Annotated in this window: 20 protein-coding genes and 4 pseudogenes; 12 read left to right on the forward strand and 12 right to left on the reverse strand. The window is 69.4% G+C overall.

Features of this window, described 5'->3' with window-relative positions; translation table 11 throughout:
* Positions 1-9: 9 nt before the first annotated feature.
* Positions 10-273 (reverse strand): annotated as a pseudogene (locus OH809_RS22650) (aminotransferase); the annotation flags it as partial.
* Positions 274-587: 314 nt separating this feature from the next.
* On the opposite strand from OH809_RS22650, the pseudogene OH809_RS22655 reads away from it, so the two are divergent.
* Positions 588-854, forward strand: a pseudogene (locus tag OH809_RS22655) (hypothetical protein); the annotation flags it as partial.
* A 47-nt stretch (positions 855-901) separates the two neighbouring features.
* Here the strand turns inward: OH809_RS22655 and OH809_RS22660 are convergent.
* From OH809_RS22660 to OH809_RS22695, 8 genes are all read right to left on the reverse strand, one after another.
* A complete protein-coding gene (locus OH809_RS22660) occupies positions 902-1,159 on the reverse strand; it encodes a hypothetical protein (RefSeq protein WP_359115637.1) in 258 nt (85 codons plus the stop codon).
* Between the two features lie 13 nt (positions 1,160-1,172).
* Positions 1,173-2,027: a peptidoglycan-binding protein gene (locus tag OH809_RS22665; protein WP_406420666.1), complete on the reverse strand. Its 855-nt coding sequence runs from the start codon at positions 2,025-2,027 to the stop codon at positions 1,173-1,175.
* Between the two features lie 32 nt (positions 2,028-2,059).
* The gene (locus OH809_RS22670; RefSeq protein WP_406420665.1) at positions 2,060-2,707 is read right to left on the reverse strand and encodes a hypothetical protein; all 648 of its coding nucleotides are present in this window, start codon (positions 2,705-2,707) and stop codon (positions 2,060-2,062) included.
* A complete protein-coding gene (locus OH809_RS22675; protein ID WP_406420664.1) occupies positions 2,704-2,904 on the reverse strand; it encodes a hypothetical protein in 201 nt (66 codons plus the stop codon). The genes OH809_RS22670 and OH809_RS22675 overlap by 4 nt, the downstream gene beginning before the upstream one ends.
* A gap of 75 nt (positions 2,905-2,979) precedes the next feature.
* A complete protein-coding gene (locus OH809_RS22680) occupies positions 2,980-5,376 on the reverse strand; it encodes a hypothetical protein (protein ID WP_406420663.1) in 2,397 nt (798 codons plus the stop codon).
* The gene (locus tag OH809_RS22685) at positions 5,363-6,202 is read right to left on the reverse strand and encodes a hypothetical protein (protein ID WP_406420662.1); all 840 of its coding nucleotides are present in this window, start codon (positions 6,200-6,202) and stop codon (positions 5,363-5,365) included. The genes OH809_RS22680 and OH809_RS22685 overlap by 14 nt, the downstream gene beginning before the upstream one ends.
* Positions 6,203-6,295: 93 nt before the next feature.
* On the reverse strand, positions 6,296-7,285 hold the full coding sequence (locus OH809_RS22690) for a hypothetical protein (protein ID WP_406420661.1): 990 nt from the start codon (positions 7,283-7,285) through the stop codon (positions 6,296-6,298).
* A gap of 15 nt (positions 7,286-7,300) precedes the next feature.
* The gene (locus tag OH809_RS22695) at positions 7,301-7,990 is read right to left on the reverse strand and encodes a hypothetical protein (RefSeq protein WP_406420660.1); all 690 of its coding nucleotides are present in this window, start codon (positions 7,988-7,990) and stop codon (positions 7,301-7,303) included.
* 106 nt (positions 7,991-8,096) lie between these two features.
* Here OH809_RS22695 and OH809_RS22700 point away from each other — a divergent pair, with 106 nt between their 5' ends.
* The 3 genes from OH809_RS22700 (at position 8,097) to OH809_RS22710 (ending at position 9,668) form a co-directional block, all read left to right on the forward strand.
* Positions 8,097-8,336, forward strand: a complete 240-nt coding sequence (locus OH809_RS22700) for a hypothetical protein (RefSeq protein WP_406420659.1) — start codon at positions 8,097-8,099, stop codon at positions 8,334-8,336.
* Positions 8,337-8,651: 315 nt separating this feature from the next.
* On the forward strand, positions 8,652-9,092 hold the full coding sequence (locus OH809_RS22705; RefSeq protein WP_406420658.1) for a hypothetical protein: 441 nt from the start codon (positions 8,652-8,654) through the stop codon (positions 9,090-9,092).
* Between the two features lie 312 nt (positions 9,093-9,404).
* On the forward strand, positions 9,405-9,668 hold the full coding sequence (locus OH809_RS22710; RefSeq protein ID WP_406420657.1) for a hypothetical protein: 264 nt from the start codon (positions 9,405-9,407) through the stop codon (positions 9,666-9,668).
* Between the two features lie 388 nt (positions 9,669-10,056).
* Here OH809_RS22710 and OH809_RS22715 read toward each other — a convergent pair.
* Positions 10,057-10,817, reverse strand: a pseudogene (locus OH809_RS22715) (aminotransferase class I/II-fold pyridoxal phosphate-dependent enzyme); the annotation flags it as partial.
* Here OH809_RS22715 and OH809_RS22720 point away from each other — a divergent pair.
* Positions 10,698-10,982: a hypothetical protein gene (locus OH809_RS22720; RefSeq protein ID WP_406420656.1), complete on the forward strand. Its 285-nt coding sequence runs from the start codon at positions 10,698-10,700 to the stop codon at positions 10,980-10,982. The pseudogene OH809_RS22715 and the gene OH809_RS22720 overlap by 120 nt on opposite strands.
* A 282-nt stretch (positions 10,983-11,264) precedes the next feature.
* Here the strand turns inward: OH809_RS22720 and OH809_RS22725 are convergent.
* Positions 11,265-11,700, reverse strand: a pseudogene (locus OH809_RS22725) (aminotransferase class I/II-fold pyridoxal phosphate-dependent enzyme); the annotation flags it as partial.
* 310 nt (positions 11,701-12,010) lie between these two features.
* Between OH809_RS22725 and OH809_RS22730 the strand changes: the two are divergent.
* Together OH809_RS22730 and OH809_RS22735 are read left to right on the forward strand one after the other, a co-directional pair.
* The gene (locus tag OH809_RS22730; protein ID WP_406420655.1) at positions 12,011-12,565 is read left to right on the forward strand and encodes a Uma2 family endonuclease; all 555 of its coding nucleotides are present in this window, start codon (positions 12,011-12,013) and stop codon (positions 12,563-12,565) included.
* Between the two features lie 693 nt (positions 12,566-13,258).
* Positions 13,259-13,852 (forward strand): hypothetical protein, encoded by a 594-nt coding sequence (locus OH809_RS22735; RefSeq protein ID WP_406420654.1) that lies wholly within the window; start codon positions 13,259-13,261, stop codon positions 13,850-13,852.
* A 358-nt stretch (positions 13,853-14,210) separates the two neighbouring features.
* Here the strand turns inward: OH809_RS22735 and OH809_RS22740 are convergent, their stop codons facing one another.
* Positions 14,211-15,392: a pyridoxal phosphate-dependent aminotransferase gene (locus OH809_RS22740; protein ID WP_406420653.1), complete on the reverse strand. Its 1,182-nt coding sequence runs from the start codon at positions 15,390-15,392 to the stop codon at positions 14,211-14,213.
* A 753-nt stretch (positions 15,393-16,145) separates the two neighbouring features.
* On the opposite strand from OH809_RS22740, the gene OH809_RS22745 reads away from it, so the two are divergent.
* The 5 genes from OH809_RS22745 (at position 16,146) to pyrE (ending at position 20,824) form a co-directional block, all read left to right on the forward strand.
* Positions 16,146-16,667, forward strand: coding sequence for a DUF2617 family protein (locus OH809_RS22745; protein ID WP_406420652.1), 522 nt, complete (start codon positions 16,146-16,148; stop codon positions 16,665-16,667).
* An 84-nt stretch (positions 16,668-16,751) separates the two neighbouring features.
* Positions 16,752-18,362 carry a polyamine aminopropyltransferase gene (locus OH809_RS22750; RefSeq protein ID WP_406420651.1) on the forward strand — a complete coding sequence of 537 codons (1,611 nt, stop codon included), beginning with the start codon at positions 16,752-16,754 and terminating at the stop codon, positions 18,360-18,362.
* Positions 18,363-18,483: 121 nt separating this feature from the next.
* Complete coding sequence (locus OH809_RS22755; RefSeq protein WP_406420650.1) at positions 18,484-19,386, forward strand: SRPBCC domain-containing protein; 903 nt, start codon at positions 18,484-18,486, stop codon at positions 19,384-19,386.
* 21 nt (positions 19,387-19,407) lie between these two features.
* Positions 19,408-20,208, forward strand: coding sequence for an aldose 1-epimerase (locus tag OH809_RS22760; protein WP_406420649.1), 801 nt, complete (start codon positions 19,408-19,410; stop codon positions 20,206-20,208).
* Positions 20,209-20,284: 76 nt separating this feature from the next.
* Positions 20,285-20,824: an orotate phosphoribosyltransferase gene (pyrE, locus tag OH809_RS22765; protein WP_406420648.1), complete on the forward strand. Its 540-nt coding sequence runs from the start codon at positions 20,285-20,287 to the stop codon at positions 20,822-20,824.
* Positions 20,825-20,956: the final 132 nt, after the last annotated feature.

Here is a 20,956-nt window from a genome sequence, read left to right on the forward strand (position 1 = left end):
CGTACGACGTCAGTGCGCGAATGCCTTGCGGAGCCGTTCCGCCGCGTCCACCAGTACCTCGGTGCGTTTGCAGAACGCGAACCGGACATAGGGGGCACCCGCCTCCGTGTGGTCGTGGAAGACCGCGTTGGGGATTGCGACCACGCCCGCGCGCTGCGGGAGGGAGCGGCAGAAGGCGGCGCCGTCGCTCTCGCCGAGCGGGCGGATGTCGGTCGTGATGAAGTACGTCCCGGCTGGCCGGAAGACCCGGAAGCCGGCGTCGGCGAGTGCCGCGCTGGCATTCGAATCGGAATCCGTCTCGTTCACCGATCTGTCCCGGAATCCGAAGGCTGTCGCTGCCAGGGCCGCCGCCCTGGGATGTCTACGTGTCACGCACCGCGACGCGCCTGACATGGTGCTGACCACGGCCATACACGCGGAGCGTGCACGAGTGAGCCCGAAGAAAGGCGATCGGGTCAGCGTCCCACCGCTGAGCGGCTGGAACGTCATCCACGGGACCACGGAGGCCGCGACCGGTTGGGAGGAGCTGTGCCGGGTGGCCCTGCCGAACGCGCACCGCTGCCTGGAAGCCCTTCGCACAGACCCGCTGTGTCAACCTCGCGGGCATCAAGCGCATCATCGAACTGGAAAACCAGGTCGCCGCGCTGCAGGCCCGCGTGGCGGAACTGTCCTCGGCAGTAGAAGGCGCGGCAGCGGCGATGCAGCAACGCGAGGCAGCGGTGCATGCGTCGTACCGCAGGGACCTGGTGCCGTACCAGGAAGTGCAGCAGGCGAGCGCGCTGGTGGTTTGGCGGCCCAACGGTCGTCGGCGCAGTAGGCGTATTTACAACTGGCTGAAGGGGCCGGCAGGTTGAAGTGATTCAACCTGCCGGCCCCTTTGTCGTGCCTGTCCCCCTGCGCTTCACCGTCCTGCCGTCGCCTCCCACAGGGCGATGGCGAGCGCGGTGCACGACGTCAGTGCGGCCAGTGACGGGAGGGGCCAGCGGGTGCGCTCCAGGGCGTCGAGCCGCTCCTCGTGGTCGACGAGCGTCTTGTCGGTCTGGTCGGCGCGTTGGAGAAGCAGCGCCAAGTCGCCCCGGGTGGTGGCGAATCCGACGTCCACGCTGCGCCGCAGCCGCTCCAGCTCGACGGCGACACCCCCGGTGCCCGTATCACTCATCCTCGTCTCCTCCTCAGGCGTGCGGCACGTGCAGCCTGTCCCAGCTGGCGCGTCCCGGAATGCCGTCCGCGGCCGCTCCCACATAGCCGAGCCTGCGCTGCCAGGCGGCGTACGAGAGGACGTCGGCCTCGCCCCACACGGGCCCGGGTCCGACGCGGTAGCGCCCGCATCCTTCCGCGACCAGACGCTTGCCGACGGCGGTGACGAGTGTGCTGCGACGGCCAGGGGTGAAGTACGCGGAGCCCGGAAACGGCTCGTACGACTGGGGCTCCGGCTGCGGTACGGGTCTGAGGCCGAGCCGCGCCTCGATCCGCGTCCGCATTCCCGCCATCGAGAACGACGGATCGATCTTGCGCCGCGTCCACTCCTTGTGGCCGATGACGCTCGCCGCCGACCAGCCGTGCGCTCGGCAGATCGCTGCCGACAGGCGTTCGGCAGCAGCGAGTTGGGCGGTGGGGTACGGGTCTTTGCCGCTGCCGAGGTTCTCGATCTCGAAGCCGTAGAAGCGGGCATTGCCGTCCTCGGCGTCCGGGCCCGGGGGCGGGACTGTGCGCTCAGCACGTACGGCATCGAGCACCGCGGATGAACCGAGGCCGGCGTGATTCGTGCGCCCGTAGCCGACCAGATGCACCGTGCCGTCCTTCGCGACCAGGCCGATGCACAGCGGCCCGGTGAGCACGGCTGTGCCGTCGCGGCACAGAGTGAGACTGTTGCTGCCCGCGGTGTGGTGCAGCATCACGCCGTGGACCGGGCCCCAGGGGCCCTTGTGGTTGCGGTTGTGGGTCTGCCAGTTGGGGTGTTCGGAGATGCGTACGCCTTCGCCGCGCAGGGCGCGGGCGAAGGCGTAGGGGGTCAGGGGCGTGGCCACCGGGGCTCCTTGGCGGGTGAGGTTCTGGTTTCCTACGGGATGGGGTCGACGCGGATGTAGCGCGTGTCGAAGAACGACGTGTTCGTGGAGATGCTGGAGCGGTATGCGGGCGTGGCCGTGTGCGTGGTTCCGATGGCGAGCCCGCTGACCAGGAACTGCGCCGAGACGGAGGTCCGGTTGGTACTGGTCACCGCGGCCGCGCGGTTGTCGTCCGCCGGGACCAGCACCGTGCCCGCAGAGTTGCGGATGTTGGCGGACATGAAGGACGTGGCGGTGGTGGAGGTCCGGATGTAGCTGCCCACGGTGACGATGACCTGGCCGGACGCGGGCACGGTGAACGTCGCGGCCATCGGGTCACCCAGGGCGTTGTTGAGAGTTTCGACGTACGCGGTCGACGTGGTGTCACCGTCGTCGAGGTTGACCCGGAAGACCGGGACCGGAGCCACGGGCACCCAGGCGGACCCGGTGTAGTACATCATCCGGCCCGGAGTGCCGATCCAGGCCAGCATGCCTGCAACCGGCGCGGTCAGCTTGGCATCGCGCGTAGCCGAGTCCGGGAAGCGCATCACCAGGCGGCCGTCCGCCGCGTCGGCGAGTGCCTTCAGATGGGCCGGCAGGTCGGCGGGATCGGTCGCCTGCGGGTAGGGGAGCGTGCTGATCGGCGTGTACTGGGTAGTCATGCGGACTCCTCCTGGAGCGTGGTCTGGGCGGTGGCCGGGTCGAGGGTGACGGTCAGCAGTTCCTCGGCGGCGGACGGCGCGGGGGCGGGCGGATCGTCCTGGTACGGGTCGGATGCGCGGGCGATCGCCTCGGCGAGTTCACGCAGCAGCGCTTCGGACGGCTGCACGGCGACGGGTTCCGGTGCGGGCTCGGACATGGCGAGGACCTCCGTCTCGGGTCGGGACGTGCGGGGGGTGCGGATCGGTGGCGCGTCGGCGCGGGGGCGGGGCGGTCAGGCCGGGGCGCCGTCCTTCACATCGCCCCAGGTGGGATTCGCGGTGAGCAGAGTGGCGAGCGTCGGATACGCGGCCGCCACCTCGGCGTAGGTCGCGGAGGTGTCCGGCACCGGGGGCAGAGCGGGAGCGTCCGGGGTGAGCCCCGCGTCGGCGGGCACCCCGTTCGCCCGTACGCCCCGCAGACTCAGGGTCTGCTGGACCCCGCCGCCCGCGGACGCGGACGTACTGATGCCCACGACCCAGGCGAGCGTGTCGAGGGTGGCGCCCGTCGTGTCGAGAATCCGCACCACGTCACCGAGCTGGATCCGCGGGTCGTACAGGACCTGCACATCCTCGAGAACCGGCACCGGGTACTCCCCGGCCAGGCGCATGGCCTGGGCCAACTGTTGTGCCGCGCCGAGGTCCTGGACCCAGTCGGACTGTTCGCCGTAGAACTCCTGGCGCCCGTAGAAGCGCTCACTGCCGCTCCCCGGGACATACGAGACTCCCTGCCGCTCCACAGGATCGCGGTCGGGCCGGATCGGGACGATGCGGATGGAAGGACCGCCGCTCTGATCGACGGTGTAGAGCTTGGTCGCGGTGCGGTTGGTCAGCCGCAGCACGATCGTGCCGTCCTCGCGCCGGACGAGCGCGTCGACCGCCCCCTTGACGGCCTTCGTGCCCGCCGCGTTCTGCGTGGCGACGCGGAAGGAGGAACCGGAGGTGACCACCGAGTCGTCATCGGTGTCCGGCGGGCCCACGTCCAGCTCCTCCTCACCGAAGACGTACGAGATGGTGAGCGAGCCGTTCGCCGGGATCTCCCGCACCACGGTGTCGGCAACCGTGTCCCCGGCGGTCGTGCGCACCGCGCCCCAGTCCTTGGCCGGCTGGACACAGAAGTTGCGGCAGGCGTCGATCTCCTCGGTGACCGTGAGTGCGGCGATGTCGCGCACCGACGTCAGGGTCAGATCGGGGGCGGTCGGCGCGGTCGCGAAGCGGGTGAAGTTGCGCCAACGGAACCGTCCGCGTTCGTCGATCTCGGCGGTGGACATGCTCGCCTTGGCGATCTGTCCGATCGCGTCCCACTGCGACCCCGAGATCTTGGGGATGGTGCGCAGCGGCAGGATCGCCTCGTCGAGCTCGGCGGTCTTGGTCCAGGTGCCGGCCTGGCTGAACTCGGCGACGGTCGGCAGCGCGGTCAGACCGCTGGTCACCTGGACCCCTTCTGTCGCCATGGAGGTGACCAGGCGGACCTTGCGCAGCTCGGCGACGGGCTGGGGGCCGGTGGCGGCCGTGAAGACGGCGGCGCCGCCCACCCAGGTGCTGCCGTTCGGGGCGGTGAGCAGGGGGATCACGGAGGGCAGGGCCTGGTTGTTCGTCGACGCGTAGACATCGACGTATGCGCCGAAGTGCCAGATGCCACGCTGCGTCTGCATGGCGGTGGCGTTCTGGCCCCACTGCAGGCCGCTGCCCGGGACCTGCGGGTCGGAGCTGAGCGAGGTGGCCAGGATGGTGCCCTTGGTGAAGTCGAGGGTCAGGGAGATGGTGCCGATGGCCGCGCCGGTGCGGTTCAGTTCCAGGTCGATCCGTACGGTGGAGCCGATACCGACGGCGTTGTTCACCCACGCCTCGGCGAGCAGCCGGCTGCCGGGCACCGTGACGCGGCTGCGCGGGAACCAGGAAGCGGTGATGCCGCTCTCGCCGGCGGGCAGTCCGCGCGGCACCAGCGCCATCTCGTGCGGAGCACCGGTGCGTGACCAGGTGTAGTGGCGCGGATCGGGCAGGTCCTCGGGCATGCCGTACGGCGTCGCGAAACCGCCGTGCAGGGTGGCGTGGACGAGGGTCAGCGGCTGCCCGGCGACGAACTGCGGGGCGCGCGGCGGCGGGGCGGTCAGGAGACCCGCTTGCCGCAGCAGCTCGTCGACGCACCAGGTGGCGCTGGCGAGAGGGCGTCCCCAGTACAAACCCGTGTAAGGGCGGGGCAGTTCGGCGGGCGCCCGCAGTCGCTCCGCGCCGTCGAGCGCGGTCAGCTGCACCGTGTCCGAGCCGGAGGCGGCACTGCGGTTGCGCAGGGTGCCGCGGAAGGCGGGCAGCGTACTGCCGCCGCCGACGCCCGTCTCGTGGACGACGGACTGGCCGGGGCGAGCGAGGTCGCCGGTGGCGTGGGCGGCCCACGCCGAGTACAGCTTTGGGGCGGAATCCCCTCCTGTACCCGCCAGTTGAAGCTGCAGCTGGGCGGCCGAGCTGCCGGAGAACGCCCGCATGGCAGCCGGGAGATCGGTCGCGTACGAGCGCTCGACCTGCCAGGACTCCACCTGCGCGGTGACGTCCTTGCCGCCGAGCCGGGTGGTGTGCGTGGCGGTGCGTTCGCCGGAGGCGAGCGCCGCCCGCGTGGTGCTGTCAGCCGGCTGCACTGGCCACCTCCACCAGATCGAGGCTGATGCTGCGGTACGGCAGCGGCCGGCCGGGGGTGTCGCTGTAGGCGGTGACGGACATCGCGGGCAGACCGTCGCCGGGGACGTTGTCCGCCGCCCCGTCGTCGTACGCGAGACAGGCGCCGGCCAGTGCGTACGTTCCCGCTGCGCCCGGGGTCGCGCAGGCAGTGGCGTACACCGCACCGGCGGGCACCGTCGCGGCGAGGTACGCCCCTGTTGCCGAGGGGCCCGACAGGTAACTCCCGTCGGCCTTCTTGAAGTCGATGTTGACGGCGACGGTGGGCAGCGCAGCGAAGGCGGTCGGCGCGCGGAAGGAAATGCGCGCACCCGGAGCCACGGGGAAGTTGTCGCCCCACGGCACGCAGCGCCAGGCGACCTTGCTGGTGGCGTCGGCTGCGGTGAACGCGAACGTGCCTGGCGCGGCGCCGATTTCGGCGACGGCGCCGGTCGTGGACACCTTGAACCACTGCTGCAGGCCCGTGGTGTCCGTGGCCCCGGCGGCTCCTCGTCCCGCGGCCTGGGCGGCGCCGAGGACATTGCCGGCGGCGGGATCGATGAGGACCAAAGGCCCCGGTCCGTCGATGCGCCGCGCGAGCCGGTCGAGCACCCGCGCGTCGGCGGCCGCGAGCCGGTCCCAGCCGATCTTCATCCGTCGGGCGGTGGCGGCGGTACGGGTGATGGTGACGCGGCCGCCGAGCGACTTGAACTCACTGACGCCGAGCTCGGCGCTGCGGTCGAAGGACGTGGCAGCCTGGTCGATCTCGTAGAGGGCTCCTGGGGGGCCTATCCATAGGTTGCTGGCCATGGGGTTCACCTCTCTTTGCTGTCGGAGCATGCGGGCATGAAAAAGGCCGACGACATCGGGCGTCATCGGCTGTGCACGGTCGGGGAGCCGGCCCTACCGGCGGGCGAGCTGCCGCTGCCCCAGGAACACGGCGCGGGCGATGGTCTGCGAGTCGACCTGTACGTGCACGGGCCGCTCGGCGAGCTTCTCGACGGCGGCGGCGAGGCGGTGGAGGGCGGCGCCACCGCCCGGGTGGTGGCCGAGCATGCGGCTCAGCTTGGACAGCGGGATGACGGCTTCGTCCTCGCCGCCTTCTCCGATGACGGTGAGGCGGCCGCCGGCGCGGGCGCTGACGACGCCGCCCTCGGCGAGGGTGGGGATGTTCGGGATCTGTGGCAGATGGATCCCGAACTCCTTGCCGCCGACGACCGGCACCCAGCCGGGGATCTTGACGTGGATCGAGTTGAGGCCGCGGATCATGGCGTTGATGCCGCCGATATAGGCGCGGGGGAGTGCGGTGAAGCCGTTGACCAGGCCCTTCATGATGCTCTTGATGGGCCCGGCGTGGGACTTGATGGCCCCGGAGATGGCGTTCCAGGCCCACTTCACGCCGGCGGCGAGAGCCTTGGATACCTTGTCCATGTTGATGAACTGGCCGATGATCGGCGCGAGCAGCGTCATGATCAGCCCGAAGGCGTTGGCCTTCATGGCGGTGTTGAGGCCCTTCTGGGCGAGCGTTGCACCCTTGAGGCCCTTGCCGAGGCCGCCCATGGACTTGCCGCCGCCAGTCGCGGACTTGCCGGCCTTGCCCACCGACTTCTCCACGGCGTCGGACTGGCGTTTTACGTCGCGGAGGGCGGTGTGGGCCTTGCCGGAGGAGGACTTGAGGTGGTCGAGGGAGGTCTTGAACTTGTCGGTGGAGGTTTTGGACTTGGCGAGAGACGTATCCGCGGTGCCGAGTCCGGCGCGAAGCCTGCCGACGGCGCTGTCGGCCTGACCAGTCCTGCCCTTGATGGTGTTGAGGGCGCTGCCAGTCGAATTGGCCGCGGTGCGCAGACGGCCAAGGGCGCTGGTGGCGCGGGTGAGAGAGCTGACGAGTGACACAGGGACCTCCTCCGGTCAGGCGGCGCCGGCGGCGCCGGAGACCGCCTGCGAGAGTGAGCGGAACCGCTGTTCCAGGGTGTTGGTCGCGGAAGCGAGCTGAGAGACGTTCCCATGGGCGCGGGCAACCCGGTCGAGGCGCTCGGCCGCGGAAGCCAGCTGCTTCATGTTGCGGGAGGAGGGCAGTTGACGTGCGCGCGAACTATAGGTGTGAACCTCCGCGTTCAACTTGCGTATTGCCTCCTTGACCTCGTTGACCTGGGTGACAGAAGGAAGGGGGCGCGGCTGTTGAGGTTCCTCGGGTATGGCCCGGGTTATCCTTCCACCTTCCGTTGTTGTGATCTCCTTGCCCTCGAATGCTTTTCGGGACAGTGCCTGGACACCCTTTTGGATGTCGAAAAGCTTGATGCCGAGAGTAGAGAGGGCTGCCTTCGCGGCTACTACTCCCAGGACTATGTAGGCAAGTCCACTGCCACCTTTTAGGATTGCCAGTGTTTCCTTCAATACGGGTAGCTCCGAAAGGGCTCCCTTCAAGTCTGTGGCCTTGTCTTTGGGGCCCTCGGAGATGGCATTCTTGAGGTCTGTGACCTTCTGATTGAGCTCACCTGTCGTCACGGCAGGCGAACTTCCGGCAGTCTTCTGGGAGTTGAGTGAACCCTCCAGTTCCGTCAATTTGTCGTAAATCTCATCGGTTGTGTGTTTTGGCACAAAAATCACTTCTTCCGTCGGGGCTGGCCTTCTTGACAGCGCCCCTCTCCACCGTGACTCCTTAGAGGGGGTAGTGTGCCCATTGAGGCAGAAAGGGTGGGATTTTATGATCGGGGCTGCTGATGTCACCGACGCGCAGATTCTCGCAAGAGCGGTAGGTGTCCTCCTGTCGGTCGGCGGGGCGATTTGCTTGCTCTTCTTCTTCTTGATGTTTGGCGTGGTGCGCGAAGAGCGGGAGAAGGGGAACCTGGAAGCCGCAAGCCGAGTTCGAAGAAATGTCTTCATCACGCTGTCGCTCGGAATACTGTCCATCGCGTCGGGGGCCGCGCTCTACTTCTTTGCTTAGCCCCAGAGCACTGGATTTCCGTCAGGCGAAGAACTGGGCCAGCTTCTCCGGGGCCGGGTATTCCGTGTGAGGTTCGGGCGTGGTGGGCTGCGGGGTCTCGCCGGGACGGGGCAGGGGCTCGGGAGGCTCGGGGGCGTCGGTGTCCTCGTCCCGGCGCTCGGGTCGACCCAGAATGCCTGGGTGCTCTCGTAGATCAGTTGGTTATTCGCCGCCACCCACTTCTTCAGGTGCTCATCAAGCCATTTGGGTAGCCAGCCTTTCTGGGTGGGCTGAAGTGCAGCTATGTCGGCGTCGAGTTGATGTATTTTGTCCCAGATGGGTGAATCACTCATCATCCCTCCGGTCTTCTCGCGCAATGTTCATGGCGGTACGCTCGCCTCCATGGGGACTCTGATTGTCCAGGGTATTCTGCTGACTATGGCCGCAGCCTCTTCCGGGTTCGGGCTCTATTGGCCGTGGGTGCTCTGGATTTTGAAGCGCCGAGGTGTGGTTACGGAGATTATTGCGGTCGAGGAAACATGGACCAATGGGAGTCGCGGATATCTCCTCACATTCAAGGACCACCACGGGAATCTCCAGATGATCGGCACTCAAAAATTGCCCCCGAGGGCAGGTGGGTCATATGGTCGTGTCGTCTACGATGAACGTCAGCCGAAACGAGCGCGGACATTTCCTCTCGATCTAGGATGGCTGTGGGTCTTGGTTCCCACCCAGATCCCGGCGGTGATCCTGTGCGTGATTGCCGCGAACCTGTGACATTGCTTCTCGCATGGCAGGCGAGGAACCGGGTCATCTCCGCGGGCCTCGGCATGGCGAAGACGGTCTGCCGGCTCGCTGTCCTGCGCGCGGTTGAGGTCGCGGTCGTCAGGCGGAGCCGAAGAATTGGGCCAACTGGTCCGACGTCGGTATGCCCGGATTGTCCTCTGGAGCTATTTTGGAGTGCGGTAAATGTATGGGTTAGCGACTCTAGTCGCCCTTTTGGCGCTTTCCGTACTTCTTGTTGCGGTACGAATCTTCAGGCGCGGCCGGGTGCTGCGGGTTCGCGGGGTCAGGGTCACCGCACAGTGCGTGAATGAAGGGAACCCGTCGAACGGCACCTCTTTCCTGATGGTGAGATTCCCCGCGGACGGCACGGAATGGGAGGCCAGCGTCGGGCCCTTCCGTTTCCCCCCGGCGCGCATCGGGGAATCGCTCATGGTGGTCTACGATCCCCGGGATCTAAGCAATGTCGAGACGCCGGAGCAGATGACGAGCGGAAAACTCGCGGTGGCCTTCATGGTTCTCGCCTCTGCGATGCTCGTGCTCTCGGCGGCGATGTTCGTCCTCGGGTAGGGATTGCCCTAAGAAAGGAAACGGAGTATTTCCTGGGAGGTGGGGGACGAAAGGGGCGTCCGTGGCTTCGTCGTCCGTGGGCCGCTTCAGCGGCATCGGATACTCCGGAGGGTCGGCGTCGTCGCCCTGATTGACCGTTGCGAACATCGAGTTTGCTTCCGCCAGTCGGTCGACCACATGGGCCAGGAGATGGGCCGTCACGCTCCACTCGACGGCTTCGCCATGCAGTTCATGCGTCAGGGCGGCGTCCTGCGGCAGATGCCGCACCAGCACCGCGAGCCGGCGTGACGGCAGCCGGCCGCGGTGCTCCTGCGTGCCCGGCGGCCCCTCGAGTCCGCCGGGCACGCACGCCCCCGCCCCCTGGTTCAGCGGGCAGTGGCAGGGGCGCTCACCATCGTTGAAGACGGGAAGTAGCCTCTCGCAGGACGTCCTCCCGCTTGCAGAAGGCGAAGCGGACCTGGTTGCGGCCGGCCTCCGGGTCGTCGTAGAAGACCGCGTTGGGGACGGCGACCACACCACACCGCTCCGGCAGGCTCCGGCAGAAGGCCAGGCCGTCCTTTTCGCCGAGGGCAGCGATGTCGGTGGTGATGACGTACGTGCCTTGGGGGTGGAAGACCTCGAAGCCCGCCGCCGTCAGCCCGTCGGCGAGGATGTCGCGCTTGGCGCGCAGGCCCTCGCGGAAGCCGGTGAAGTAGTCGTCCGGTAGGCGCAGTGCCTCCGCGACCGCGTACTGGAACGGGCCCGACGATACGTACGTAAGGAACTGCTTGGCCGTGCGGATGGCCGTGACCAGCGGTGCGGACGCGGTAACCCAGCCAACCTTCCATCCTGTGAACGAGAAGGTCTTCCCGGCGGAGGAGATCGAGATCGTACGGTCGCGCATCCCGGCAGGAAGATGAGCGGGATGTGCTCGCCTTCGAAGACCAGGTGCTCGTATACCTCGTCTGTCACCACGAGCGGGTCTCGCTCGACCGCCAGTTCGGCGATGGCCGTCAGCTCCTTCCGGGTCAGCACCATGCCCGTCGGGTTGTGCGGGGAGTTGAGAAGCAGCAGGCGGGTGTGGTCGGTGACCGCGTCGCGGAGCGCGTCGAGATCCGGGCGGAAGTCGGGGGCGTGGAGGGTCAGGGGGACGCGGGTGGCGCCCTTGAGGTTCTTGCCGAGTTTTCGCCGTTTCTTGCGCCTAAAGTGGTTCGCGAGGAGCGTGAAAAGGGGAACCTGGAGGCGGCTGCAAAGGTCAGACGAAATGGGTGGGGTGCGGCGACGATTGGGATTTCCTTGATCGGTATCGGCGCCTGCCTGTACTTCTTTTCCTAGCCCCTGGGCGAACTGAGGACGGGACCTCAGGCGAAGAAGCTGCTGAGTTCCTGCGGGGGCGGCAGCGTGGTTGCGTCCTCGCCCGATGTGTCCTTTCGGGCCGGCTCCGCCTGCCCGGGGCGTTGGATGCGCTCAGGGCAGTCGAGGGGGATCGCTGTCCTCGTCCCGGTTGACGGTGGTAAGGCTCTCCAGCGGATGGCCAAGCAGGCCTATGGGCCGGTGGGACAAGCGCAGTGGCGCAACCTGCTGGTCACCAACGTCAGCGGGCAGTGGCAGGGGCGCTCACCATCGCTGAAGACGGGAAGCAGCCTCTCGCAGGACGTCCTCCCGCTTGCAGAAGGCGAAGCGGATCTTGCTGCGGCCGGCCTTCTGATGGTCGTAGAACACCGGTTTGGGGATGGCGACGACCCCGCACCGCTCGGGCAGCGCGCGGCAGAACGCGAATCCGTCGGTCTCGCCGCCGAGCGGACGGATGTCGGTGGTGACGAAGTACGTCCCGGCGGGCCGGTAGACCTCGAATCCGGCCTCGGCCAGCCCGGCGCTCAGCAGGTCCCGCTTGGCCTGCAGATTCCGCGCGCAGCCCGTCGAAGTAGCTGTCGGGCAGGCGCAGCGCCTCGGCGACCGCGTACGGGAACGGGCCCGTGGAGACGTAGGTCAGGAACTGCTTCGCCGAGCGGACCGCCGCCACCAGCTCCGGGGCCGCGGTCACCCAGGCCACTCCGTTTTCATGCACTCATTCGTATGCCGCGCAGCAGGTCCGCCTGGGCGTCTCCGGGACTGCCGGTGAGCCGGCCGCTGTGCGCGTCCCGTGGTGCACGGTTCCGAGGCATCCGCGCTTTCCTGGTCGCCGCCCGTGGCGCTTCGGCTCCGAACAAACTCTGGACCGTCCTCATGAAGCGGCCCTGTCACCGCCGGACGACGGAGCCATGCGACCGCGGAACCTCTCCGGTCTCACAGCCGCACCGCCGGGTTCTCGGTGACGTGACACTGTCCGCCGTATCCTGACCGCACACGGGAAGGAGCCGTCCATGAGTGTCGACGCGATCGTGCACACCGAGTTCCCCGAGGGGTACACGGTCCTGTTCGGGGCCGACGGAAAGGTGATCATGACTCCGCAGAGCGAAGAGCACTCCAGCACCATCAGATCGATGCAGATCGACTCCGCTCTCGCCCTCGGCCGTCACGCGAAGGTCACTTCCGACGTCTACATCGATTTCCCCGCCGACGAGAACTCCGCCCCCGATCTGGCGATCCTTCGCGAGGACGCCCGCCGGGAGGGCATGCGCTACAGCTTCGAAGACGTCCTGCTGATCTCTGAAGTCGTCTCGACCTCCTCCGCACGCAAGGACTACGACGACTGCACCGCGAAGTACGGCCGGTACGGCATCCCCGTCTACCTGGTCGTGGATCCCTACGCCCAGGAGGCCGTCCTCCACACCCAGCCGACCGCCACCGGTTACATCGCGGCGCACACCCACAAGTACGGCACGGGCAAGCTGCCCATCCCCCTGGCCGACGGTCGCACCTTCACCCTCGACCTCGACGAACTCCCACGCCCGGAGCCCGAGGCAGACGCCCGCTGACGACGTGATGCCCTTGAAGTAGCAGGCCGCTCGTCCTCGGCCGACTTGCCGGCCGCGGTTCGGCGGTAGCGTGGCGCGGCAAGGCAAGGAGTGCTGCGGACAGGTTGGGGCGGGTTCATGCGGATGCGGTTCGAAGCCGGGGCCGAGGAGGAGTTCGAGGCGGCGTGCGGGTCGCTGGTCGACCGGCTGGTCCGGTGGGCCGGGGAGCAGGGGCTGCCGGTCGACGGGTTCACGGCCGAGACGGTGCTGGACTACCGGCACCGGGCGACTGCCGACGGCCGACTGGGGCTGTGGGAGTCGCGCCATGTGGAGGAACTGCTGCTCTCCCCCGCTTCCAGCTGGACGGCGGGTCGGACCTCCAGCACCGGATGTGGTTCGAGCACGCCGACCGGGACCTGCGCACGGTACTCGACCTGGGCGCGATCGAGCGTGACCGTGGGATGGCCGATCCGGTGTTCCTCGATGTCGACCTCTTCGATGCCGGAGACGAGCTGCCCACGGACATGCCGGCCGAGCTTGTGGGGCTGCTGGGCGTCGCGGGGGTGGCAGCGGACCCGGCGGCGCAGGAGGGTGCCCGCGCCCAGCGTGAGGAGCTGACCGCCGGGCCGGTCGAGCTCATCCGTCTCACCAAGCTCGGTACCCGGGCCGTACGGCAGCGGCTGCTGGCGGTGGGCCGGGACGCGCCGTTGGTCGGTGAACTGGCTCCTGCCCCGGCGAGGCCTGCTGGGGGTGCTGGCCGAGGACTACGACCCGGATGCTGCCCGCGCGGAGCTGGCCGGCTGGATTTCTGCCCGCGGCGAGCGGGAGGCCGCACTGCGGCAACTGACCGACTCCGTACGGACCATGGCTTTTCGTGCGCGTGCGCAGGCGATGCTCGACGTGCTGCTGGCGGCGTTGCCGGACGGTGAGGGCGAGCGTCTGCTGCGCACGCTGTGTCGCGACACCCAGCTGGCGCCGCTGGCGCTGAACGCTCTGGCGCAGCGTGAGCTGCTGTCCCCCGAGAACATGACCGATGCCGAGTATCTGCTGGTGCTCGCCGAGAGCCTGCTCCAGCTCGTGGAGCTGGCGGGCGGCCGGGACGGCGCCGAGGAGGCGCTGCGCGCCCAGGGCTTCGAGGCCAGGGACGCGGTTGCCGCCGCGTTGGACTCCACGCACCCTGACCGGGCTGGACTCGAAGAGCTCAGACAGCTGGCGGCCCGGGCGCTATGCGCTCCCGCCGCCCGTCCCGGCCGCGCCCGCAAGCGCGGGCGCCCTGCCGACAAGAGCGGCCGCAAGCGGCCCCGCTGACCAGCGGCAATACCGCCAAGTGCCGCAGGCGCAGGGTGAGACCGGCACCGGCACGGAGCCGGGGAAATCGGTGGGTCCCGGCATCGCACGTCCGCTGCGGCGCACGCTACGCGTCGGGGGCGTGGCCGAGTGTGGTCGACGCCCGTCTCAGCTCCTCCTTCGACGCCGGGTCCACCCCCCACTGGGTGGCCCGTACGGGCCCGCCCCTGCTCTTTCTCACGCATGACCCGTCGAGGTTGATGCCGGACTCATGACCGGCGACGCCTCCGGCGCCGCAGTGCGCGCAGAACTCCCATGACCGTCGCCGTTCTTGCCGATGAGGACGCGTGCTTCGAGCGAGCCCAAAGGCGGCGTGAGTTCAGGACGCGAGGCGTTGAAGGCGGCTGGTGGCCTCGGCGAGAACGTCGTCCCTCTTGCAGAAGGCGAAGCGAACCTGGCTGCGGCCGGCGTCGGGGTCGTCGTAGAAGACGGAGTTGGGGATGGCGACGACGCCGCAGCGTTCGGGGAGCGCTCGGCAGAAGGCGTAGGCATCTTTCTCGCCGAGGGGGGTGATGTCGGTGGTGATGAAGTACGTGCCCTGCGGCTGGTAGACCTCGAACCCGGCCGCACGCAGGCCGTCGCCGAGCAGGTCGCGCTTGCGGCGGAGGTCGGCGCGGAAGCTGTCGAAGTACGCGTCCGGCAGGCGCAGTGCTTCGGCGACCGCGTACTGGAAGGGGCCCGCGCTGACGTAGGTCAGGAACTGCTTGGCGGTCCGGACGGCGGTCACGAGTTCCTGAGTACTGGTCACCCAGCCGACCTTCCACCCGGTGAAGGAGAACGTCTTGCCCGCGGAGCCGATGGTCACGGTCCGCTCGCGCATGCCCGGGAAGCCCGCGATCGGCAGGTGGGTGCCCTCGAAGACCAGATGCTCGTACACCTCGTCGGTGACGACGAGGAGGTCCCGCTCGCAGGCGAGTGCGGCGATCGCCGCCAGCTCCTCGCGGGTCAGGACGGTGCCGGTCGGATTGTGCGGGGTGTTGAGGAGGATCAGCCGGGTGCGGGAGGTGACGGCGGCGCGCAGCTCGTCGAGGTCGAGCCGGTACGTACCGCTGTCCGCGTCCGGGTGCAGGGTGACCGGGACGCGGGTGCCGCCGGCCATGGCGATGCACGCGGCGTAGGAGTCGTAGTACGGCTCCAGGGCGATGACCTCGTCGCCGGGTTCCACCAGGGCGAGCAGGGCGGCGGCGATGGCCTCGGTGGCGCCCGCCGTGACGAGGACTTCGGAGTCGGGGTCGTACGCGAGTCCGTACCTCAGCTGCTGGTGGTCGGCGATCGCGGTGCGCAGTTCCGGGACGCCGGGGCCCGGCGGGTACTGGTTGCCGTGCCCGGCGCGCAGCGCGCGGACCGCGGCCTCCCGGATCTCTTCGGGGCCGTCGGTGTCGGGGAAGCCCTGGCCGAGGTTGATGGAGCCGGTCCGTACGGCCAGCGCCGACATCTCCGCGAAGATCGTCGTGCCGAACTCGGCGAGGCGGCGGTTGAGCAGCGGTCGTCCCTGTGTCATGCCCGTCATCCTGGGCCGAAGCTCTGGAGTTGCTCAAGTCTGCTTTGGCTCCGGGGGGCCGAGGGCATCCCCCACTCACGCGAGAAGCGGTGTGAAGCGGGGGGCCTCGCTTCGGGGGACGGAAGGGACGTGAGGTCGATGAGGATTTCTCCTGATGTGCTGATCGGGGTCGTGGCTGTCGGGTTCGTCGTGGTGCTGCTGCTGGCGGTGGCGGCCAACCGGAGGTCGGGACGGGTGCGCAGCGGGCGGCGCCGCGCGGGCGGTGGCTCGGGCAGTGGCGCGGCCGCCGGTGGCGGCTGGTGGGCGGCCGGCGACGGCGGTGGCTCGTCCTGCGGAAGCGGCGGCCATTCGGGCGGCCACTCCGGTGGTCACTCGTGTGGCGGGGGCTCTTCGTGCGGCGGGGGTTCCTCGTGCGGCGGCGGGGGCGGATGCGGCGGAGGCAGCTGACACGGGGCAGCTGGTCCGCGTGGTGAAGGTGTCCGACGGGTGAACTCCCGCCGGGCACCTTTTTGTTGGGCCGTGCAACGCGTTTGCGGTGAACAGGTGAACCGTTGGGCCCCCGAGGGGATGGAAACCACGTCAAGTTGGGCAAAAACGCTGTGGACGCGGCGTACTTCATGATTCCCTCGTTGGAGAGAACATCCAGCCCTCGGACCCGAGTTGGACCTGATCGGGCGTTCCCCACCCTCCACGTGCGTCGTTACGGGGGCGTCCCCTGTCCATGTGTCCATGCGTGTTTTGCGGAGCCGACCCATGCTCACGACCCTCCAGACGGCCTATTCCGACACCCGTGCTGCCGACCTGGCCTGGGCGCTGGGGCGTGAACCGCTCCCAGCCCTGGCCGTGCTCGACCTCGAGCTCGGCGGGGCCCAACTGCAGCTGCGTCTGCTCGGCGCCTCCCACCAGGTGCTTCTCGAAGAGGACGGCGGTACCTGTTCCGAAACCGTCGCCTGCATCCCCGGCAGCTCCACGCCGCTGCCGCTCGGCGTCGCCAAACGGCTCGGTGACTGGGAGTACGAATTCGCGGCGCGGGTCGAGACGCTCTCCGCGGGCTCCTTCGCCGGGCGTGCGCAGGAGCTCCTCGCCCTGGTGACCGACCATCCGCACGGCCTCGCAGGCACGTTCCCCGGCAGCCCGCACGCCTTCACCGCCATGCTCGCGCAGCGATCGGAGGGCCAGGTCCGGTGGCGCACCTGGCACGCGTACCCGCAGGAGGGGCAGTTGGTGGCGACCCGCACCCGGGTGGGAGTGCGGATGCCGGTGGTGGCGCGCTGAATCGCCTCAACCCGGTTGCGTGCACGGCACTTGCACCCTTGTGGGTGACAAGCGGCGACGTCATCGTGACGTAGCGTTCGCGTCATGATCGACCAGCAGGTGCAGGTGTCGTTGCGAGGGGGTGCGCCGCGTCTTCCCGTACGACCGCGGACCGGTCGGTTCCTCGTGCTGGCCACAGTCTTCGTCTGCGCCGCCTGCGGGCTGGTCTACGAACTCGAACTGGTCGCTCTGGCCTCCTACTTGACCGGCGATTCCGTCACCCAGACATCCGTCGTGCTCTCCGTGATGGTCTTCGCGATGGGGGTCGGCTCGCTGCTCGCGAAACGTTTACGCAGCCATGCCGCCGTGGGTTTCGGGCTGATCGAGGCGGGTCTCGCACTGATCGGCGGCTGCTCGGCGCTCGTGCTCTACGCGTCGTTCGCGTGGATGGGGGAGTCACGTTTCGCGCTGGTCGGGTTCTCGCTCGCCATAGGCATCCTGATCGGCGCGGAGATCCCGCTGCTGATGACGCTGATCCAGCGCGTCGACCGGCAGGACGCGGGCGGGGCGGTCGCGGATCTGTTCGCCGCCGACTACGTGGGTGCGCTGGTCGGCGGACTGGCGTTCCCCTTCTTCCTGCTGCCGGTCCTCGGCCAGCTCACCGGGGCGCTGCTCACCGGCACGGTCAACGCGGCGGCGGGCGGGGCGCTGGTGCTGTGGGTGTTCCGGCGGGACCTGACCCGGCGGTCCCGGTGGCTGCTGATCGTCGCCAACGTGACGGTGATCGCCCTGCTGGCCGCCGCCACGGTGCTGGTCGACGACTTCGAGCGGGTGGCCCGGCGTGCGGTGTACGGGGACCAGGTGCGGGTCGCCGTGCAGACCGACGTGCAGGAGGTTGTCCTCACCGGGGCCGGTCGCAGCTCCCTGGACCTTTTCCTGGACGGGCGGCTGCGGGTCAGCGCCCGTGACGAGTACCGGTACCACGAGGCGCTGGTCCATCCGGCGATGAACGGGCCCCATGCCCGGGTGCTGATCCTGGGTGGCGGCGACGGCCTGGCCGCCCGCGAGGTGCTGCGCTACCCGGACGTACGGAGCGTCACGGTCGTCGAGCTCGACCGCGGCGTCACCCGACTGGCCCGTACCGACCCCGCACTCTCCGCGCTGAACGCGCACGCGTACCGCGATCCGCGGCTGACCGCCGTCACCGCGGACGCGTTCACCTGGCTCCGGGAGGCGTCGCACGGCGGCTACGACGTGGTGATCTCCGACCTGCCGGACCCCGGGATCACGGCGAGCACGAAGCTGTACTCGGCGGAGTTCTACGGCCTGGTCACCGAAGCCCTCGCGCCGGGCGGACGGCTGGTGGTGCACGCGGGCCCGCCCGTCGTCCGGCCCCGGACGTTCTGGACGGTCGAGGCGTCCATGAGAGCGGCGGGCCTGCGGACCCGCCCGTACCGCATCAGCGGGCGTCTCTCCGGCTTCGCGGCGGGCCCGGACCGCACGACGGACGCTGCGCAGGGCCGCCCCGACTGGGGCTTCGTCCTCGCCCGCCCGGGCGTGAGACCTCCGGCCCTTCACCTGCCTCCACGTCCGCCGAAACTCCGGTTCCTCACAGAAGGGGAACTGGCGCGGGCGGCCCGGTATGCGGAGGGCCGACGGCTGCGGGGTCAGGCGCCGTCGACGCTCGTGCATCCGCGGTACCGGGAGGAGCCGTGAGGGCATGCGCGGGCACGTCCGGTCCCGGGGGATCGGATGTGTGTCGCTCCGGGGGAGATCCCGGCTCTTCCGGGTGCGGAAGCGCTGACGGGGCGGCCGTGCCTGAGTAGGCTCGGTTTCCATGGAGCATGAGGTGTTCGTTCCGGTTCCGGTCCCGTCCCTGCTGCGGACGCTGGGCGACTCCGCCCGTGTCGCCCGCTGCGTGCCGGGCCTCCAGCAGGATGCCGACGTGTCCGCGGGCCCCCTGGCCGGCCGGCTCAAGGTCCGGATCGGCGGCCACACGATCACGTACCGCGGCACGCTGACACCGACCGCGCTGCCGGACGGGGCAGGGGTTTCCGTCACCGGTGAGGGCGTGGAGGCACGGGGCACCGGCTCGGCGAAGCTCGGCCTGACGATCCGCCTGACGGAGACGGACGGCGGTACGACGATCGGATTCACCGGCACGGCGGGCGGCGAGGGCCGCATCGTGGAGCTGGAACCGGAGGCGGCGCTGGCGGCGGCATACCGACTGCTGGACCGCTTCACGCAGCAGCTGGTGACCGAGACACTGGCGACGCACGGCGCGGGCGACGAGGCCGAGGGGGCGGCGTCCGGCGGGGTGCCCGCCGCCTCCGCACCGTCCGACGAGGGACCGTCCGGCGAATCGCCGTCCGAGGAGGCACCCTCCGCCGAGGCACCGTCCGACGGCATGCCCCCTGCCGGGGCACCCTCCGACCGGACACCCCCCGGCACCGGCTCGGTCTTCGAGGCGCCGGTGCCGCCGCCCTCGCCCGACCCCTCCGCGGACATGGGGTCCGCCGTCCCCGAGGGCCCGCCCGCCGAGGCCGCGCACGCGCGCCGGACCATGATCGGGCGCAGCGCCGAGGAGGTCGACCACGCGCCGCCGCGCGGCCGGTACGCGCCCGTGCCGTCGCCCGAGCAGACCACCGCGGGCGCCACCCTGCGCTGGGTGGTCCCGGCGGCCGCCCTCGCGCTTGCCTCCGCGGTCGTCATCGGCCGGGCGCTGCGGCGGCGGAGGTAGCGGCGCCAGTAGTGTCGTCGTGTGAGCAGTAGCGAGAAGAACGTCCGGCTGTCCGTCGGCGACGCCGAGTTGACCGTGGACCCCGCCAACGGCTGCCGCATCAGCAGCCTCCGGATCGGGGGCACCGAACTGCTGCGGCAGGGGGAGCGGTACGGCTGTTTCCCCATGGTGCCGTGGTGCGGGCGGACCGAGAACGGCCGGTTCCACAACGGCGATGTGCCCCACCAGCTGCCGCTGAACTCCCCGCCGCACGCCATCCACGGCACCGGCCGTGACACCGCGTGGCTCACGGCGAAGGCGGGCGGGACCGAGGCCGCGTTCTACTACGACCTGGCCGAGCCGTGGCCGTATCCGGGCCGGGTCACCCAGACCTTCGAACTGGCCGAGGAATCGCTCACGCTCGCGTTCGGCATCGAGACGTACGGGGACTCGTTCCCCGCACAGGCCGGCTGGCACCCCTGGTTCCTGCGCAACCTCGGAACCGGCGGTGACGACGTGCAGATCGGCTTCGACGCCGCCTGGCAGGAGGAGCGGGGCGAGAACCATCTGCCGACCGGCCGCCGGATCCCGCCGCTGCCCGGCCCGTGGGACGACTGCTTCGGGATGCCCGACGGGGTCGACGTGACGCTCACCTGGCCGCAGCAACTGGAACTGAAGGTGAAGAGCCGGTCCGAGTGGGTCGTCGTCTACGACGAGCAGGACGAGGCTGTCTGCGTGGAGCCGCAGTCGGGTCCGCCGAACGGACTGAACACCGCGCCGCGCTATGTCACCCCGATCGACCCGCTGGAGATCGTGACGACCTGGAGCTGGCGCAGGCTCTGAGGCGGGCGGCCTTACGGACTCCCCCACGATGGGGAGTCCACTCTCTGTCGTGGGGGAGGCCGTTAAGCTCGTAGCCATGACTGACGTACACGCTGAGCTGCTCCAGCAGATCAAGGACAAGGCCGTGGTGCACGGCAAGGTGACCCTGTCCTCGGGTCTTGAGGCCGACTGGTACATCGACCTGCGCCGCATCACGCTGGACGGCGAGGCTGCTCCGATGGTCGGTCAGGTCATGCTGGACGCGACCGCCGAGCTCGACTACGACTGCGTGGGCGGGCTCACGCTGGGCGCCGACCCGGTCGCCACGTCGATGCTGCACGCTGCCGCCGCGCGCGGGAAGCGGATGGACGCGTTCGTCGTCCGCAAGGCGCAGAAGGCGCACGGGATGCAGCGCCGGATCGAGGGCACGGACGTGAAGGGCCGCCGCTGTCTGGTGGTCGAGGACACCTCGACGACCGGCGGTTCGCCGCTGACGGCTGTGGAGGCGGTACGCGAGGCCGGTGGCGAGGTCGTCGCCGTCGCCACGATCGTGGAGCGGGGTGCGGCTCCGGCCATTGCCGAGGCAGGTCTCCCGTACGTCCACGCCTACACGGTGTCGGATCTCGACCTGGCCTGATCGCTGGCCTGACCTGCGTTTTTCTTCGAGGGCGGACGGTTTCACGTGAAACCGTCCGCCCTCGTCGTACGCCTCCAGCGGCCCAGCCCGAACGTTGGGGGAGTCCGCCGGGTGGAGCCGGAGCGAGAGTCT

This window comes from Streptomyces sp. NBC_00873 (assembly GCF_045207415.1).
GTDB lineage: Bacteria > Actinomycetota > Actinomycetes > Streptomycetales > Streptomycetaceae > Streptomyces.